Annotated in this window: 14 protein-coding genes and 3 pseudogenes; 6 read left to right on the top strand and 11 right to left on the bottom strand. The window is 63.7% G+C overall.

Annotation, left to right across the window (positions count from 1 at the left end; all coding sequences use genetic code 11):
- Positions 1 to 73 precede the first annotated feature (73 nt).
- Positions 74 to 1069 (top strand): aldo/keto reductase, encoded by a 996-nt coding sequence (locus tag AAG689_RS16405; protein WP_406622905.1) that lies wholly within the window; start codon positions 74 to 76, stop codon positions 1067 to 1069.
- 12 nt (positions 1070 to 1081) lie between these two features.
- On the opposite strand, the gene AAG689_RS16410 is transcribed toward AAG689_RS16405, so the two are convergent.
- From AAG689_RS16410 to AAG689_RS16440, 7 genes and pseudogenes are all read right to left on the bottom strand, one after another.
- On the bottom strand, positions 1082 to 1444 hold the full coding sequence (locus AAG689_RS16410; protein WP_406622906.1) for a response regulator transcription factor: 363 nt from the start codon (positions 1442 to 1444) through the stop codon (positions 1082 to 1084).
- Between the two features lie 210 nt (positions 1445 to 1654).
- Positions 1655 to 2746, bottom strand: a pseudogene (locus tag AAG689_RS16415) (Bug family tripartite tricarboxylate transporter substrate binding protein).
- A complete protein-coding gene (locus tag AAG689_RS16420) occupies positions 2691 to 3149 on the bottom strand; it encodes an alpha-hydroxy-acid oxidizing protein (protein WP_406626355.1) in 459 nt (152 codons plus the stop codon). Before AAG689_RS16420 ends, AAG689_RS16415 begins: the two are co-directional and overlap by 56 nt.
- Positions 3150 to 3334: 185 nt before the next feature.
- Positions 3335 to 3865, bottom strand: a pseudogene (locus tag AAG689_RS16425) (alpha-hydroxy-acid oxidizing protein); the annotation flags it as partial.
- On the bottom strand, positions 3862 to 4824 hold the full coding sequence (locus AAG689_RS16430; RefSeq protein WP_406622907.1) for an NAD(P)-dependent oxidoreductase: 963 nt from the start codon (positions 4822 to 4824) through the stop codon (positions 3862 to 3864). The gene AAG689_RS16430 and the pseudogene AAG689_RS16425, both read right to left, overlap by 4 nt.
- Before the next feature lie 11 nt (positions 4825 to 4835).
- Positions 4836 to 6554, bottom strand: a complete 1719-nt coding sequence (araD, locus tag AAG689_RS16435; RefSeq protein ID WP_406622908.1) for an L-arabinonate dehydratase — start codon at positions 6552 to 6554, stop codon at positions 4836 to 4838.
- Positions 6555 to 6577: 23 nt separating this feature from the next.
- Positions 6578 to 7639: a Bug family tripartite tricarboxylate transporter substrate binding protein gene (locus AAG689_RS16440; RefSeq protein ID WP_406622909.1), complete on the bottom strand. Its 1062-nt coding sequence runs from the start codon at positions 7637 to 7639 to the stop codon at positions 6578 to 6580.
- Positions 7640 to 7924: 285 nt separating this feature from the next.
- Here AAG689_RS16440 and AAG689_RS16445 point away from each other — a divergent pair, with 285 nt between their 5' ends.
- The gene (locus AAG689_RS16445) at positions 7925 to 8770 is read left to right on the top strand and encodes a LysR family transcriptional regulator (protein WP_406622910.1); all 846 of its coding nucleotides are present in this window, start codon (positions 7925 to 7927) and stop codon (positions 8768 to 8770) included.
- A 116-nt stretch (positions 8771 to 8886) separates the two neighbouring features.
- Here AAG689_RS16445 and AAG689_RS16450 read toward each other — a convergent pair whose 3' ends face one another.
- Together AAG689_RS16450 and AAG689_RS16455 are read right to left on the bottom strand one after the other, a co-directional pair.
- Positions 8887 to 9597 (bottom strand): LysR family substrate-binding domain-containing protein, encoded by a 711-nt coding sequence (locus AAG689_RS16450; RefSeq protein ID WP_406626356.1) that lies wholly within the window; start codon positions 9595 to 9597, stop codon positions 8887 to 8889.
- Positions 9598 to 9623: 26 nt separating this feature from the next.
- Positions 9624 to 9809, bottom strand: a pseudogene (locus tag AAG689_RS16455) (LysR family transcriptional regulator); the annotation flags it as partial.
- Positions 9810 to 10056: 247 nt separating this feature from the next.
- Here AAG689_RS16455 and AAG689_RS16460 point away from each other — a divergent pair.
- The 4 genes from AAG689_RS16460 (at position 10057) to AAG689_RS16475 (ending at position 14506) form a co-directional block, all read left to right on the top strand.
- The gene (locus AAG689_RS16460) at positions 10057 to 10950 is read left to right on the top strand and encodes an SMP-30/gluconolactonase/LRE family protein (RefSeq protein WP_406622911.1); all 894 of its coding nucleotides are present in this window, start codon (positions 10057 to 10059) and stop codon (positions 10948 to 10950) included.
- Positions 10951 to 11009: 59 nt separating this feature from the next.
- Positions 11010 to 11996 (top strand): Bug family tripartite tricarboxylate transporter substrate binding protein, encoded by a 987-nt coding sequence (locus tag AAG689_RS16465; RefSeq protein ID WP_406622912.1) that lies wholly within the window; start codon positions 11010 to 11012, stop codon positions 11994 to 11996.
- Positions 11997 to 12094: 98 nt separating this feature from the next.
- Entirely contained in the window at positions 12095 to 13483 is a 1389-nt protein-coding gene (locus AAG689_RS16470; protein WP_406622913.1) for an FAD-binding oxidoreductase, read from the top strand.
- Positions 13484 to 13672: 189 nt separating this feature from the next.
- A complete protein-coding gene (locus tag AAG689_RS16475) occupies positions 13673 to 14506 on the top strand; it encodes a tripartite tricarboxylate transporter substrate-binding protein (RefSeq protein ID WP_406622914.1) in 834 nt (277 codons plus the stop codon).
- A gap of 251 nt (positions 14507 to 14757) precedes the next feature.
- On the opposite strand, the gene AAG689_RS16480 is transcribed toward AAG689_RS16475, so the two are convergent.
- Together AAG689_RS16480 and AAG689_RS16485 are read right to left on the bottom strand one after the other, a co-directional pair.
- Positions 14758 to 14973, bottom strand: a complete 216-nt coding sequence (locus tag AAG689_RS16480; protein ID WP_406626357.1) for an IPTL-CTERM sorting domain-containing protein — start codon at positions 14971 to 14973, stop codon at positions 14758 to 14760.
- A 180-nt stretch (positions 14974 to 15153) separates the two neighbouring features.
- A protein-coding gene (locus AAG689_RS16485) for an IS5 family transposase (protein ID WP_406622915.1) occupies positions 15154 to 15913 on the bottom strand; the annotation gives its coding sequence in 2 pieces (ribosomal slippage) (positions 15154 to 15571 and positions 15570 to 15913; 762 coding nt in all).
- Between the last annotated feature and the right edge of the window lie 272 nt (positions 15914 to 16185).

Here is a 16185-nt window from a genome sequence, read left to right on the forward strand (position 1 = left end):
GCACCATCACGCGGCCAGGGGCGTCCGCCACAGGCGCAGCCCTGCAACACTTGGAACAACAGGAGATCTTTCGATGCAACGACGCAAGCTGGGCGCTTCCGGCCCCGAGGTATCCGCCCTCGGCCTGGGCTGCATGGGCATGAGCGAGTTCTATGGCGAAAGCGACGATGCCAGCTCGCTGCGTACGCTGGCGCGGGCGCTCGAGCTGGGCATGACGCTGTTCGACACGGCCGACACCTACGGCCTGGGCCACAACGAGACGCTGGTGGGCCGGTTCATCGCCGAGGGCGGCACCGCCCGGCGCAGGCAGGTGGTGGTGGCTACCAAGTTCGGCATCGTGCGCGCAGCCGGGCAATACGAGCGGCGCATCGACAACTCTCCTGCCTATATCCGCGACGCCTGCGAGGCTTCGTTGCGCCGCCTCGGCGTGGAGCGCATCGACCTGTACTACTGCCACCGCCGCAACCCGGACGTGCCGATCGAGGACGTCGCAGGCGCATTGGGCGAGCTGGTGGCGGCCGGCAAGGTCGGAGCCATCGGGCTGTCCGAGGTGTCGGTCGAGACGCTGCGGCGCGCCCATGCCGTGCACCCCGTCGCCGCCGTCCAGAGCGAGTATTCCTTGTGGAGCCGCGAACCGGAAACGGGCATGCTGGCCGCCTGCGCCGAGCTGGGAACGGCCTTCGTCGCCTACAGCCCCCTCGGCCGCGCCTTCCTCACGGGCACGCTCGAAGTCGACGCGCTGGCCGACAACGACTTCCGCAAGCACAACCCGCGCTTTTCCGGCGACGCCCAAGCCCACAACCGCCGGCTGGTGGATCAACTGTCCCGGTTCGCCCAGGCACGCGGCCTCAGCAGCGCACAGGTCGCGCTGGCCTGGCTGCTCCACAAGCAGCCCCACGTAATCCCGATTCCGGGCAGCCGCCGCATTCCCCACCTGGAGAGCAATGCGCGCGCTGCCGACGTCCTGCTGGACGCAGGCGCAATGGCCGAGCTGGACCACCTGTTCACCCCCGACAGCGTTGCCGGTGCGCGCTATCCGGACGCGGGCTTCGTGGGCATCGAGACGTGACCTCGCGCGGCGCTACATCGCCGCGCAGACTTCGAGAAAGCCTTCGATCTCCGTGGACTTGTCGAACACCGCGTCCGCGCCCAGACGCAGGCACCGCTGGCGTATGTCGGCGGTGGCGTAGTTCGTCAGCACCAGCACCTTGCCTGCGCTGAAATCCAGCGCGGTCATGTTCTTCAGCACGTCCAGCCCCGTGCCCTTCTTGAGGAACAGGTCGAGCACGACGACGTCCCACGCCACCGCACTGATCGCCTGCAGCGCGCTGGCGACGTCGTCCGCGGTGGCAACCACCTCCATGTCCGCCAGCTCTTCCAGGGCAGGTATCAGGGTGGCGCGGATGGTCGAGTTGTCCTCGACAAGTAGGACCCGGTGAGTCATGTGAGGCGGATGGGGCTGCGATGCTCCAAACCTAATGCATCACCGCCCCGGTGATGTAGGAAGCCGCCGCATGCGGGGCCCGCCTTCAGGCTACGGCGTCCGGCAGGCTCGCCATGTCGATCACGAAGCGGTGGCGCACGTTCCCACCCACACGCTCGAAGCGCCCTGATGATCTGGTGCACGCGCAGCAGCCCAGCATCTTCTACAGGATCAGGTAATTGTCAGCCGGGCCGACTGGATGACCTTGCTCCATTTCTCGACCTCGGCCCGTTGAAATCTCTGCGCCTCCTGAGGCGTCATCGGCGTAACCTCCATGCCCAGGGTAGCGAAGCGCTCACGCGTTCCCGGCTGGCGGAGGGCGGATACCGCGGCTTCGTTCAGGCGCGCGACCATGGGTGCGGGCAGCCGGGCGGGTCCGAACAGTGCTTGCCAGGAAGTGACCTCGAAATCCGGAAAACCCGACTCCGCCACCGTGGGAATGGACGACCATGCGTTCAGCCGGCGTGCCGAGGTGATGGCCAGTGCACGGATGCGCCCGCTGGCCAATTGCGGGGCGGCCACGGCGAGGTTTTCGAAGCTGCACAGCGTCTCGCCTGCCATCACGGCCTACAGCGCGGGGCCGGCGCCTTTGTAAGGTACGTGCACGGCCTCTACCCCGGCTTGCAGCTTGAACAGTTCCATGCACAGGTGCTGTGAGGTGCCGTTGCCCGCTGACGCATAGGAGAGCTTGCTGGACGCTCCTTTCCCGGCACGCACGAGATCGGCCACGCTCTGCCAGGGAGTGTCGGCGTGCACGATCAGCAGGTTAGGCATGGTGCCCGCGACAGTGATGGGACTGAAGTCCTCCACCATGCGGTAGGGCATGTTCGCGTACAGACTGCCGTTGATGGCGTGCGAGGCAATGGAGCCTCCACCTATGGTGTAGCCGTCCGGCGCCGATTGCGCGATGGCAGCCGCGCCGATGTTGCCACCCGCTCCCGGCTTGTTCACTACGACGATGGGCTGCCCCAGCGTCTCGCCCATGTGGGGACCCAGGATGCGCGCCACCGTGTCTGTCCCTCCGCCGGGCGCGTACGGGACGATGTAGGTGATCGGCCGGTTCGGCCAGGCGCCCCCTGGGCTAGGGCATTCGCCAGAGGCAGGGCTGTGAGCGCGCCAGCCTGTTGCAGCCAGCGGCGGCGCGTTGGAAAAATGCGCGTGGTGTCCATCGGAGTCTCCTGTGCTGTGGTGGTGGATGGCGTGGCCGCTATCCGTTCGCTTGGAGCCGGCCAGCCCGGGGGTGGGGGCGCAGCAGCCCTGCATCGACGGCCCCGGGCTCGCTGCAGCCCAGCAGCGCGAGGTCGCGCTCGATCTCCTGCTGCAGGAGGGCCAGGACTGAGCGGACGCCGTGCGCACCGCCCACTGCGAGGCCGCACAGCGTGGGCCGGCCCACGAAGACGAACCGCGCGCCCAGCGCCAATGCCTTGAGCACGTCCGTGCCGCGCCGTATGCCCCCGTCCAGGAAGAGAGGCATGTCGCTTCCAACCGCCTGCGCGATGGCCGGCAACGCATGCAGTGGCGCCACCGCGCCGTCCAACTGCCGGCCTCCGTGGTTGGAGACGATGAGCGCGTCGGCGCCGAGGGCCGCAGCGCGTTGCGCGTCCTGCGGATGCAGCACGCCCTTGATGACGAGCCGCCCGCTCCAGTTCTGGCGTAGCCATGCCATGTCGTCCCAGGTGAGGCGGTCGCGCCCCGTGCGGAAGCCCTGGGGGGGTCGACCGTGATGGGTGTGCCGATTTCCTCGTACAGGTTGGCAAAGCGCGGCACGCCGCGCGTGGCCAGCGAGCGCAGCAGCACGCCCACGCTCCAGCGCGGATGCAGGATGCCGTCGCACAGCAGGCGCGGCGTGAGCCGGAACGGAATGTTGAAATCCAGCCGCGCATTGTTTTCGCGGTTGGCCGCCACGCAGGTGTCCATCGTGACCACCAGGGTTTGCACTTGCGCGGCGCGCAGCCGATGCAGGATGCGTCCAATGCGCTCGCGATCACCCGGGAAATAGGCTTGGTACCAACCGCCCGGCGCGGCTTGCATCAGTTCTTCCAGCGGCACGCTGGACGAGCCGCTGATGATGAAAGGCACGCCTGCTGCCTGCGCCCCCTGCGCCAGAGCCAGGTCACCGTCGTGCGCCACCAGCGCGGCCAGGCCGGTGGGGGCCAGCCCCACGGGCATGGCGTATTCCGTCTCCCACAGACGGGTGCGCGTATGGCGTTGGCTGACATCGTTCAGCCCGCGCGGCACGAATTGCCAGTCCTCAAAAGCCCGGCGGTTCTCTTGCAGCGAGGCTCCATCTTCCGTTCCGCCCAGGACGAAGCCATGCACGCAACGGGGGAGCCGCCGGCGCGCCGCCCGTTCGTAGTCGGCCGTAGAGAGCAGCATGCTCATGCGGCACTCCCATGCAGGTCGACCATGGCCGCTGCGTGCAGCCGCCCGTCGAAGAAGTCCAGTACGTTCTGAATCGACTCACATGCCATGCGGCGCAGCGCGCCGTCGGTGAACGAAGCGACGTGGGGCGTGGCAACCAAGGCAGGCTCCGCCAGCAGTGGATGCCCCGCAGGGACAGGCTCCGTGTCGAACACGTCCGAGCCGACGCCATAGAGTTGCCCGGTGCGCAGCGCCGTGTGCAGGCGGCCTGCGTCCACCACATCGCCACGCGCCGTGTTGACCAGGATGGCGCCGCGCTTGCAGGCCAGCGGATCCACCAAGCCGCGCGTGGCCTCCGTGGAGGGCACGTGCAGGCTGACCACGTCTGCCCGTGCCAGCGCCGCATCGAGAGCGGGCGCGAGTTCACAACCCTCTGGCAGCAGCGTGCCCGGCGCGAGGAACGGATCGAAGATGCGCACCGCCATGCCAAACCCACGCAGCCGCGCAGCCATGGCACGGCCGATTCGCCCGGCACCCACAACCAGCGCCTGCTTTCCCTCCAGCTCGAAGAAGGGTTGCGAGCCCGTGCCCTGAACCCACTGACCGGTGGCGACACTGCCGTGGCATTGCGGAATGCGTCGAGCCACGGCCAGCAGCAGCGCCATAGCATGTTCCGCGACGGCGGAGGCATTGGCTTGCGGCGTGATGGCCAGCACGATGCCGCGCTCCCCCAGCGCTACGGTATCCACGCTGTCGTAGCCTACGCCGTGGCGCGATACGCAGCGCAGACGCGGCGCAAGGTCCACGTGGGCGCGCTGCAGGGAACGGTAGCGCAACACCACGGCATCTGCCGCTGGCAGCTGCTCTGTGAACTCCGGGTCGTGTGCGTCGTCAAGACAGGTAAATGTCCAGTCGCTGCGCTCGCGCAGCAGGCGCAGGCCGTCCTCATGCACGGTTTTGGCAATCAGCAGATGGGGCATGGCTGCAAGGATCAGTGGATTTCTGGCTCTGCGGTGGGCGCAGTGCCGCAGAGAAAGTCGAAGTCGCAGCCTTTGTCTGCCTGCTGGATGTGCTGCACCACCAGCTTGCCGTAGCCACGGGAGAAACGCGGCGACGGCGGCTGCCACGCGTCGCGGCGAGCGGTGAGCTCTTCTTCACTCAGGTGTACGTGGAGGGATTGGGCGGGCACGTCCAGAGTGATCGTGTCTCCGGTGCGGATCAGTGCCAACGGACCGCCGACCCAGCTCTCGGGGGCGACGTGCAGCACGCAGGTGCCGTAGCTGGTTCCCGACATACGCGCATCCGAGATGCGCACCATGTCCTTCACGCCGCGCAGCAGCAGCTTGCGTGGCAGCGGCATCATGCCCCACTCGGGCATGCCCGGACCGCCCAGGGGCCCCGCGTTGCGCAGCACCAGCACGGTGCTCTCGTCCACCTCCAGATCGTCGCGGTCGATCTGCGCAGCCATGTGGTTGTAGTCGTCGAACACCAGGGCCTTGCCCGTGTGCTTCAGGTAGCGCGGGTCCATGGCTCCGGTCTTGATGACGGCGCCATCGGGCGCGAGGTTTCCCTTGAGCACCACGAGGCCTCCGTCCGTCTTGACAGGGTTGCCGCGCGCTCGGATCACATCGTCGTTCCAGATCCGTGCGCCCTGCAGGTTCTCTCCCAGCGTGCGCCCGTTGCAGTTCAAGCAGTCCAGATGCAGCAGATCCTTGAGCTCGGCCAGCAGTGCGGGCAGGCCGCCCGCGTAGTGGAAGTCCTCCATGAGGTAGCCCTGCCCCACCGGGCGCACGTTGGCCAACACCGGCGTGCGCGCGCTGATGGCGTTGAAGCGCTCCAGCGGAAAGTCCACTCCTGCCCGCCCCGCCATCGCGACCAGATGGATGATGGCGTTGGTGGAGCCGCCGTTGGCCATGAGCGCGGTGGCAGCGTTGTCGAAGGCTTCCGGCGTGAGGATGCGGTCCAGGCGCAAGTCTTCCCACACCATCTCCACGATGCGCTTGCCGCATTCGCCGGCCATGCGCGCGTGCCCGGAATCAGGAGCCGGGATGCTGGACGCACCTGGTAATGAAACCCCCAGCGCTTCGCAGATAGCCGCCATGGTGGATGCCGTTCCCATCGTCATGCAGGTACCGTGGCTGCGGGCGATACTGGCCTCCACCTCCGCATGCTCCTCGGCCGTGATGCGCCCGGCACGGCGCTCATCCCAGAATTTCCACTGGTCGGAGCCCGATCCCAGTGTCTGCCCACGCCAGCGTGCCGTCAGCATGGGGCCGGCGGGCAGGAAGATCGTGGGCAGGCCCATGCTGGTCGCACCCATGACGAGTGCCGGAGTGGTCTTGTCGCAACCGCCCAGCAGCACCACGCCATCGATGGGATAGGAGCGCAGCAGTTCCTCCGTTTCCATCGCCAGCAGGTTGCGGTACATCATCGTGGTCGGCTTCTGAATGGTCTCGGCCAGCGTGATGGCGGGCAGTTCCACGGGGTAGCCGCCGGCTTGCCACACGCCGCGCTTGACCTGCTCTGCGCGTTCGCGCAGATGGGTATGGCACGGGTTGATATCCGACCACGTGTTGACGATGCCGATGACGGGCTTGCCCACGAAGTCTTCGCACACCAGCCCGATCTGCATCGTGCGAGAGCGGTGGCCGAAGGCGCGCAGATCCTGGGCGCCGAACCAGCGGTGGCTGCGCAGGTCTTCGGCTGCCATGCGTTTTGGCACGTCGCGCCCGGTCATTCCTTGATCCCCTGTTCGCAGATGATCCGGCCCCACAGAGCCTCATCACGGTTCATGGCTGCCAGCACATCGGCTGGCGTCGAGGTCTTGAGCTGTACGCCCTGGCGCGCCAGGTGCTCCTGCAATTCCTTGTCCTGCCCTACAACCTGCATGCCCTTGCGCAGGCGCGACAGCACATCTTCGGGCGTCTTCGCGGGCGCCATCAGCGCCAGCCAGAAAACGGCCTCGAAATCGGGCACGCCTGCCGCTTCCTCCACCGTCGGGAGGTCGGGCAGGATGTCCAGGCGCTGCCGAGTGGTGACGGCGATGCCGCGCGTGCGGCCCGCACGGATCAGCGGCGCCGCCTCGTTAGCGGCGGAGAACATGGCCTGGATCACGCCCCCCATCAGGTCCTGCGCAGCCGGTGCGCCGCCACGGTAGTGGGCCACCTGCATCTGCACATTCATGGCGCGCATGAAATATTCGGCTGCCAAATGATTGATGGAACCGGGCCCCGAGGTGCCAATGGCGAACTTCCCGGGGTTGGCACGCAGCAGGGCGAGCAGTTCTCGCATATTGCGCACGTTGAGCTGCGGATTGACCTGCAAAACGAACGGCGAATTGATCATCATGGAGATGGGCACGAAGTCGCGGCGCGCGTCATAGGCCACGCTCTTTTGCAAGATCGGATTGATGACGACGGACACCGGCGCCGCATACAGGGTGTACCCGTCCGCCGGCTGGCTGACGAACCAGTTGCTCGCCAGCGTGGAGGCTGCCCCTCCCTTGTTCTCGATCACGATGGGCTGGCCCAGTTCGCGTGACAAACGGTCCAGCACCGCGCGGCTGGAAACATCGCTCATTCCGCCCGCCGGATAGGGCACGACGGCTTTGACGGGGCGCGCGGGATAGGGGGCGGCCTGCGCCCAGGCGCTGCTCAGCAAGCCGCTCCCGAGTGGCGCGGCCACGCCGGAAGCCGCTGCAGCCCGGATCCAGGCGCGGCGCGAGATTGCATGTGGATGCATGGTTTTGTCTCCTTGGATATCAATGGATGTCTTCAGCCTGGCGCATGGGGTCATGGACGAGCAGTGCGTAAGTCCATGGCGGCAGGGATCGCTATGCGGTGCGCACACGCCAATCGCCATGGTGGACACCCCGCTAGCCTGCAGGCCGTGCCGCGGACGTCGAGGACTGCGCTCAGCAACTGTGCGCCGTCGCTTGAGAATCTGTTCGCCATTCATTGCTCTCGATAAGTTCATATGCGGAACCCCGGGCGGGGTCCCGCTCTGCGAGAGCAATGTAGGAAAAGCAAAATCATTCGTCCAATATAAAATTGGGCTATGAGTATTACTTAAAAAATATCAATGCTCGATACGAGATCACTGCGGCATTTCGTGGCCGTGGCGCAGGAATTGCACTTCGGGCGTGCCGCCCGCCGGCTCAATATTTCGCAGCCGCCTCTGTCAATCAGCATTCGCCAGTTGGAGGAGCGTATGGGGGCCGCATTGTTCGTGCGCAACCAGCGTTCTGTCGAACTCACCCCGGCCGGGCGCGTGCTGCTGAACAAGGCATTGCTCATCCTTGAAGAGTTGGAGAACGCGGCCTCGGCCACCCAGGCCGCAGCAAAGGGTTACCACGGCGTGCTGCGCATCGGGTACACCGCAGCATCGGCCTATGAGGCCGTTCCCAAGGTCATTGCTGCCTTTCAGCAGCGGTTCCCGCGCGTAGAGCTGGTGCTTCTGGAAATGGTTTCCACAGAGCAAGTCGTGGCGTTGCGCCAGCAAAGAATCGACTTGGGCGTGCTCAGGCCTGTGCCCATCAAGGCGCCGCTGCGCTCGCACTGCCTTCTGCGCGAGTCCTTGGTGATGGCTGTGCCGCAATCGCATCCACTGGCGCTGCACGACCGCATCGCACTGGCCGATTGCGACGGCGTGCCCTTCATCGGCTTCGATTTACGCAACGCGCCTTATTTCAACTCCATGGTGGAAGAGATCCTGCACCATGCCCGCGTGGCTCCACGGTTCGTGCAACGCGCCACGCAGACGCATGCCGTGGTGGCCATGGTGGCGGCTGGCTTAGGCGTTGCGCTGGTGCCCGAGACATGTGCGCGCATCCGTATGGAGAATCTGGTGTTCAAGCCCCTGCGGAGCCACCTGCGGTGGGACCCGAAGTGCACCTCTGCTGGAACCGGGAATCAGACTCCCCGCTGATCGGCAATTTTGTCGAGACTGCGAAATGCGCACTGGAGCCACCAAGCCTTGCCGAACATATGGACCATGACCATATTAGCTAGCAGACGACCGTTCGCTTGGAGGCCAACAGAGAACTACTTTGGAAGGGTTGCGCGATAGTGCTTGGCATGGTGTGCCAAGATTTCCGCAAATCGCGCCGCCATTGGATTCGAGGCATCTTTGCGCAATGCCATCCAAAGCTCGATGGGCGGGGGCTGGGGGCCCGTGAAACGGCGAAAAACCACACCATTGACCGGCTGCAGTGACACTGACGCCGGCACCAGCGCCAATGCGATTCCCGCACTCACCAGGGCCATCATGGCCTGATGCTGTACGACGTCGTGGGTGCGAGCGGGAACGACATTGTTGCGTCCCATCCAGCCGACCATCAGGTCATGGGCATAGCGCCCGGCGCGGCGGTCGAACATGGCCAGCATTTCACCGTGGAGATGCCGCACGTTGACCGATCGCCGGGACGCCAATGGATGCTGCGCCGGGGCAGCCAGAACGTGCGGTTCAGCAAACAGGCAGCGGGCATCCAGTCGGGTGTCGGCCACCGGAGGTCGCACCAAGGCAATGTCCAGTTCCTTGCGCAGCAAGGCTGCGATCTGCGCCTCCGAAGGCGCGTGCCACAAGGAATACAGCACGTCCGGCACCTGTGCGCTGAATTCGCGCAGCAAAGCTGGAACGAGATCAATCGCTGCGACAGCCGTGAATCCGACGGCGATGTGCCCCGCATCTTCCCCTTGCCGATCTTGGTGACACGCTGTCGCGCACGGCGTTCTATGGCGAATAGGCGCTCTGATTCTTCTCTCAGGACCTCGCCGGCAGCCGTGAGTTGCACGCTGCGCTTGTTGCGCTCGAAGAGCAGGGTGTCCAGCTTGGCTTCCAGCTGCTTGATCTGCAGGCTCAAAGGAGGCTGGGACATGTGCAGGCGCCTCGCCGCCTGCGTGAAGCTCAGCTCCTCGGCCACGACCAGAAAGGACTCCAGCAAACGGAGATCAAGATGCCTACTCATACAGGTATTGTCTAAATAACAGACATAAATAGTATTGGGAATATAAGCCAGCGCTTCCCAGAATAAATGACCTGCCCACCTTTTCCGATATCCCACAAGGCAGGTGGAGACAACGGATGCGCCTTACCACATGCCCTCCTCTCGAAAGCCTCGAGCCTGCCGCCCGAGCGTTTTCCTCGCACGACTTTCTACTCCACGCCTTCGGCGCGCAGTGCCCTCTTCCTCTCATCGGCAGGATCCCGCGTCCATGACCATCGAGTACTTCGATGCAGAGGCTGCCCGCCAAGTCGTCGACCACGACACGCCCATTGAGCGGGTTGCTTCTGGTTTTGTCTTCACAGAAGGTGCACTCTGGCACGGGCGCGACCATTACCTGCTCTTCAGCGACATCGACGCCAGTTGCATGTACCGCTGGGATGAACGAAGCGGCGTCTCGGTTTTTCGTTCCCCGAGCAACATGACCAACGGCAATACCTGGGACGCGCAGGGCAGGCTTCTCAGTTGTGAGCATGCGAGCAGCAGAGTGGTCCGCACCCTTGGGGACGGGACACTGGAAACCATTGCCAGCCACTTCGAGGGGCGCGAACTCAACAGTCCCAACGACATCGTGACGCGCCGTGATGGCAGCATCTACTTCTCGGATCCCATTTTTGGACGCCGCCTGCCGCACGGCACGCTGCGCGAACCGCAGTTGGACCACTCCAGCGTGTACCGCATCACGCACACGGGTGGGCTGCAACGGCTGGCGGTGGATCTCGAGCAGCCTAACGGCCTGTGCTTCAGTCCTGACGAGCGTCTGCTTTACGTCAACGACAGCCCCCGCAAGCGTATCCATGTCCACACGGTGCGCCCGGATGGGCTGGTGGATGCGGGGCGCCTGTTCGCCGATGTGCCTGGCGATGAGCCCGGCGTCCCGGATGGCATGAAGGTCGACGCACAAGGCCGCGTCTACAGCTGCGGGCCAGGAGGCATCCATATCTTCCTGCCGTCAGGAAAACGCATCGCGCGCATCCGCTTTCCGGAAAAAGCGTGCAACTTCGCCTTTGCGCACGCCGATCTGCGCACGCTGTACGTCACTGCGTGCACCTCGATCTATCGCGTGCGCTTGAACACACCAGGCATCGCTCAGTGGCACGGCTAGCACCGCTTGCCCTCTTTCCCGGCTACCGCATCCATCACGACAACAGGAGACCGACCGCCATGAACATCTACCGCCTCTCCCAGTTGGGCCGCTATGTGTCCGCAGCCATCCTCGCCCTGGCTTCGGGCCTCGCAGTGGCGCAGGCCGCCTATCCAAGCAAGCCCATTCGCATCATCGTGCCGTTCGCAGCAGGCGGTACTGCCGACAATTTGCCGAGAGCCTTGGGGGCCATCCTTTCACAGAAGTACGGCCAACCCGTGGTCATCGAGAACAAACCTGGTGCAGCGAGCATGCTGGGCGCGGAATACGTGGCCAAGTCGCCTGCCGATGGACACACGTTGCTGCTGGCTACGTCCAGCACGCTGGCGGTGGTGCCCAACCTGTACAAGAAGATGCGCTATGACAGTGGCCGCGACCTGGTATCGGTGAGCTTGCTGGCGACGTCGCCCAGCATTCTCATGGTGAGCAACGATGTGCCGGTGAACAACTTCAAGGAATTCATCGACTATGTGAAGCAGCGCCCCGGCCAGGTGTCGTTTGCATCGGCCGGCGTAGGTGGCGTGATCCATCTGCACAGCGAACTGTTCCAGAGCCAGACGGGAACCCGCATGATCCATGTCCCTTACCAAGGGTCGAACCTGGCGCTGGGAGACCTGCAGACCGGCCGCGTGCAGATGTTGATCGACATCATTGGATCGAACTACGGCACGGTGTCGCAGAACAAGGTCAAGGTGCTGGCATCCATGTCGGAAAAGCGGTTGCCGCTACTGCCCCAGGTGCCATCCGTCGCGGAGCTGGGATATCCGGCATTGGCCGGCGATATTTGGTTCGCCATCTCCGCCCCGGCCAAGACGCCGCCGGCCATCCTTCAAAAGCTGCAGCAGGACTTCGCCGAAATCGCGCGCTCACACGAAATCATCGAAAAGTTCGCGCCGCTTGGCGTGGAGATGGTGGGTAGCACCGCCAACGAGATGGACGCCATCATCCAGCGCGACAGCAGCCGCTGGGCGGCCGTGATCCGCGACGCTGGCGTACAGGTTGAGTAAATCGCGCTGCATCCAACGCCCCGCCCCACCCGCGCCGTCTCTCCGTTGCCGGAATGCGGCAGGTGCGGCGGGCACCTCTTCTCCCCGCACTTCGAACCATGAACCTCCCTTCCCTTCCCGATGGCATCGGCCAGACGATCACGCAGCCATCGGAGATCGAGCGCTTCCTCGTCGACTTCTCCGGGCGCCTCAAAGGGCATGCGCAGTGTGTCGCACAGCCATCCTCGACGGCCGAGGTGGCCCGCCTCGTGCAGTGGTGCCACGCGCACCAGGTCGCACTTGTTCCCCAAGGCGGCAATACAGGACTGGTCGGCGGATCGGTTCCCACGGTTCCACAGCCAACGGTTCTGCTATCGACCAGCCAACTGAACAAGCTGCGGGCAATCGACACCTATGGCAACACCATCACGGTGGAGGCCGGCATGGTGCTGCAGCAATTGCAAGCCACCGCACGCGACAACGGACGTCTCTTTCCGTTGTCCCTGGGCGCTGAGGGAAGTTGCACCGTGGGAGGCAATCTCAGCACCAATGCAGGGGGAACTGCCGTCCTGCGCTACGGGAATATGCGTGACCTGTGCCTGGGCCTGGAGGTAGTGCTGCCCAACGGCGAGATCCTGAGCGCCCTGAATTGCCTGCGCAAGGACAACACCGGCTACGACCTCAAGAACCTCTTCATCGGCGCTGAGGGCACGTTGGGAATCATTACCGCTGCGACGCTCAAATTGTTCCCGGTGCCGGCCGCCAAAGTCACGGCATGGTGTGCAATCGACAGTCCAGCTCAGGCACTGAAGCTGCTGTCGCTGGCCCAAAGCCAGCTCGGCCCCGCACTCACGGCGTTTGAATTGATGTCGGACTACTGCGTGCGCCTAGTCGAAGAGAAATTTGCCGACTCGCCCAGGATTCTCGACGAACGCTCTCCTTGGTACATCCTCATGGAGTCCTCGGATCAGGACAGTGAAGCCCATGCCATCCAGAAGTTTGAGGAACTCATGGAACAGGCCTACGACGCAGGTGTCGTTTCTGACGCAGCCATCGCACAGACGCACCAGCAAAGCGCGGCGTTCTGGAGACTGCGCGAACGCATTGGCCTGTCCCAGAAGCGCAACTTCAAGCACGACATTTCGCTGCCCATCGGCACCATTCCCCGCTTCATCGACGAAACACGGATGCTGCTCGATGCGCAGTGCCCAGGCCACACGCTGGTCGTCCTGGGGCACATCGGCGATGGCAACCTGCACTACAACGTCGAGCCGCCACCCGCTACGCCCGCCTCGGAGTTCGTCGTACTGGAAGGCCGCGTGCACGAAATCATCTACGACAAGGTGATGTCCTTGGGAGGGTCGATCTCTGCGGAGCACGGCATCGGATCGTTCAAGACGGCGGATCTGCTTCGCTACAAGTCACCCGTTGCCATAGCTCTCATGCGCAAGATAAAGGCGGTCATCGATCCACACGCCGTTCTGAATCCCGGGAAAGTCCTTGCATAACGTCTCGTTGGAGAACCCCATGGTCACCACTCCCTCCTTTCCTATTGCCCGCCGCCAATTGATGGCGCTGGCAGCCTCCTGCGCACTTTGTGGACAGGCCGCGCACGCCGCAGAGCGGCCCGCAGGCTTCCCGAGCACGGGCAAGGTGTCGCTCATCGTGTCCTTCGCCCAGGCGGCACCACGGACATCGTGGCGCGCATCCTGGCCGAACGCTTGCAGCGCCGCTGGGCCAGCCCGGTCATCGTAGAGAACAAGGCCGGTGCAGGAGGCAACATCGGCGCGGAGTACGTGTCGCGTGCCAAAGGCGATGGCCAAACACTGCTGGTGGCCGCCACCTCGTTCACCAATGCGCCGGCACTGGTGAAAAATCTGCGCTACGACATCCTTCAGGACTTCTCGCCCATCTCCCTTGTGGCAACCACGCCCTTGGTGCTCATGGTCAGCAAGCAATCCGGCATCGGCTCCGTGCCGGAACTCATTGCGCGGCTGCGCAGCAAGAAGGGTGGGCTCAACTACGGCACGAGCGGAGTGGGAACGTCGATCCATGTCTCGACGCTTCTGTTTCTCAACGAGGTGCAAGCCGAGGCGCAACACGTCATCTACAAGGGCAGCGGTCCAGCCTTGCTGGCGCTCGCCTCCGGCGAAATCGATATGCTTTTCGACAATTTCGGAAGCGCCATGCCTTTTGTAGAAACGGGCAAGGTCACCGGCCTCGCGCTGACGAGCCTGCGAACGGATGGGTTGAAGACCACGCTCGTGCCGCTGGACCAAACAGGCCTCCATCACTTCGAGTCATACACCTGGATCGGCATTCTGGGCGCAGCGGGCACACCATCCGGCCTCGTCTCCTGGATCAACGCAGAGGTGGCTCAAGTCCTGCGCGAACCTTCCGTTCAGGAGCAATTGTCAGGATTGGGCTTCTCCGCGCGGCCCAATACGCCAGCGCAGTTCCAGACCTTCATCCGGGACGAACTGGGCAAGGTGCAGCGGCTGGTGAAGAACAACAAAGTCGCGATCGAATAAGCCGCGTGGGACACTCCACGGAGGACAACAGTGCGGATATTGGTAGGGCGTGGCGGACTTGAACCGACGACTAAAGGATTATGAGTCCGTCGCGGAATTGAGCACTGGCGCGGCTTTGCACCGGATTCGTGTTCCGCAATTCTCTGGGAGCGGCACCCTGCAAACCCAATGCTGGCGAGGCCCCTAGAATTTTTGCGGAACACTTTGACCTGCGACGAGCACACCGGAGATCACCCCGAACGGGCGGTGCCTCAGCGCTGCCTGCGTCTCACGGCCGCGATACCCAGCATGGCCAGCAATGACGACATCCCTAGCAACGCATACTCACCAAGCGTAGGGATGCTGGCCGGAGTGGTGGAGATGCGAGGCCGATGTTGATCACGATCTCGTCGCCGGATGGGACGAACAACGTCTGGGTTCCCACGGTGAGACCGAGGGCCGCCAATGTCGTGCCAGCATAAGTAGATTGATTGACCAGCGGTGAGCCGGAGGCATAGGTAGGCGGGAGATACAGATCAGTTCCGAGAAGGAAAACATTCGGCCCAGAAGAGCTTGATCCAGCGGTCGGTACTGCTGAGGGCAGCGAAATGCCCGGCACTAGGGTATGTCATCAATCAACCCTGAGAAAGTGACGGGGTTACTGCCACTTACGCGAGCCACACCATGGATGCGGCCAGATGGATGGCCCCCAAGAAGTTACGAGCCGTCTTGTCGTAACGCGTGGCAATGGCTCGGTACTGCTTCAGACGCGCAAAGAAGTTCTCGATCAGATGCCGGGCCTTGTAGAGGTCTCGGTCATATTCGCGCGGCTTCTTGTTGGTCACCCGTGAAGGAATCACCACCGCCTTGCCCTTGCTCAGCAACGGCTCGATCAGCCGAGCATGGGCGTCGTAGGCCTTGTCGGCAAGGATGGTCTGGGCAGGTGTGTCCTTGAGCAGGACATCGGCGCCCTTGAGGTCATGCGCTTGCCCAGGTGTGAGGAGAAATCCTGTCGGATTGCCCAGCGCATCGACCGTGGCATGGATCTTGGTGCTCAGGCCGCCTTTGCTGCGCCCGAGAGCCTGCTTGTCCGGATCCCCCTTTTGCGCCAGCGCTGTGCTGATGGGCGCGCACGATAGTGGCGTCGATCATCGCGTACTCGTTGTCCGCATCCTGTGCCAAGACATCGAACACCCGCTGCCATGCGCCGCTTTGGCTCCAGCGTGAGTGACGGGTGTGCACCACGCGGAAATCACCAAAGCGCGCGGGCAGATCCCGCCAGGGAATTCCTGCTCGGTATCGGTACAGCACTGCATCTACGAATAGCCGGTTGTCTTTTGCCGTCGCTCCGGGCTGCCCAGCCTGGCCGGGCAAGAAGTCCTTGATGCGCTCCCATTGCCCATCACTGAGGACATATCTTTTACTCATGGCCGCTACGTGGCGCTGGGGCTGTGAATTTCAACTGAAGGGACTTTGATTGATGACACGCCCTAGAACTCCCGAATACAGATCTCCATCTATATCCGTGCCAATACAGAGGGCATCTGTGTAGATCAAACCATCACCGCCAAGAAGACACGGTCCAAGGCTGCCAGACGATAGAGCAGGGTTGATGTCTATCGACCCCGTCCCACTCATCACAACATCTGGACCCACTTGGTTGATGTTGATGGTGTAGATCGCCTGGGATACGCTCGCAG

It is taken from the genome of Acidovorax sp. SDU_ACID1, from assembly GCF_045291395.1.
Lineage (GTDB): Bacteria > Pseudomonadota > Gammaproteobacteria > Burkholderiales > Burkholderiaceae_C > MR-S7.

Bases quoted from the DNA above. Each gene is read 5' to 3' on its own strand.
- AAG689_RS16405 (WP_406622905.1), top strand. From the start codon at position 74: ATGCAACGACGCAAGCTGGGCGCTTCCGGCCCCGAGGTATCCGCCCTC.
- AAG689_RS16410 (WP_406622906.1), bottom strand. From the start codon at position 1,444: ATGACTCACCGGGTCCTACTTGTCGAGGACAACTCGACCATCCGCGCC.
- AAG689_RS16420 (WP_406626355.1), bottom strand. From the start codon at position 3,149: ATGGCATGGCTACGCCAGAACTGGAGCGGGCGGCTCGTCATCAAGGGC.
- AAG689_RS16430 (WP_406622907.1), bottom strand. From the start codon at position 4,824: ATGCCCCATCTGCTGATTGCCAAAACCGTGCATGAGGACGGCCTGCGC.
- araD (WP_406622908.1), bottom strand. From the start codon at position 6,554: ATGGCAGCCGAAGACCTGCGCAGCCACCGCTGGTTCGGCGCCCAGGAT.
- AAG689_RS16440 (WP_406622909.1), bottom strand. From the start codon at position 7,639: ATGACCCCATGCGCCAGGCTGAAGACATCCATTGATATCCAAGGAGAC.
- AAG689_RS16445 (WP_406622910.1), top strand. From the start codon at position 7,925: ATGCTCGATACGAGATCACTGCGGCATTTCGTGGCCGTGGCGCAGGAA.
- AAG689_RS16460 (WP_406622911.1), top strand. From the start codon at position 10,057: ATGACCATCGAGTACTTCGATGCAGAGGCTGCCCGCCAAGTCGTCGAC.
- AAG689_RS16465 (WP_406622912.1), top strand. From the start codon at position 11,010: ATGAACATCTACCGCCTCTCCCAGTTGGGCCGCTATGTGTCCGCAGCC.
- AAG689_RS16470 (WP_406622913.1), top strand. From the start codon at position 12,095: ATGAACCTCCCTTCCCTTCCCGATGGCATCGGCCAGACGATCACGCAG.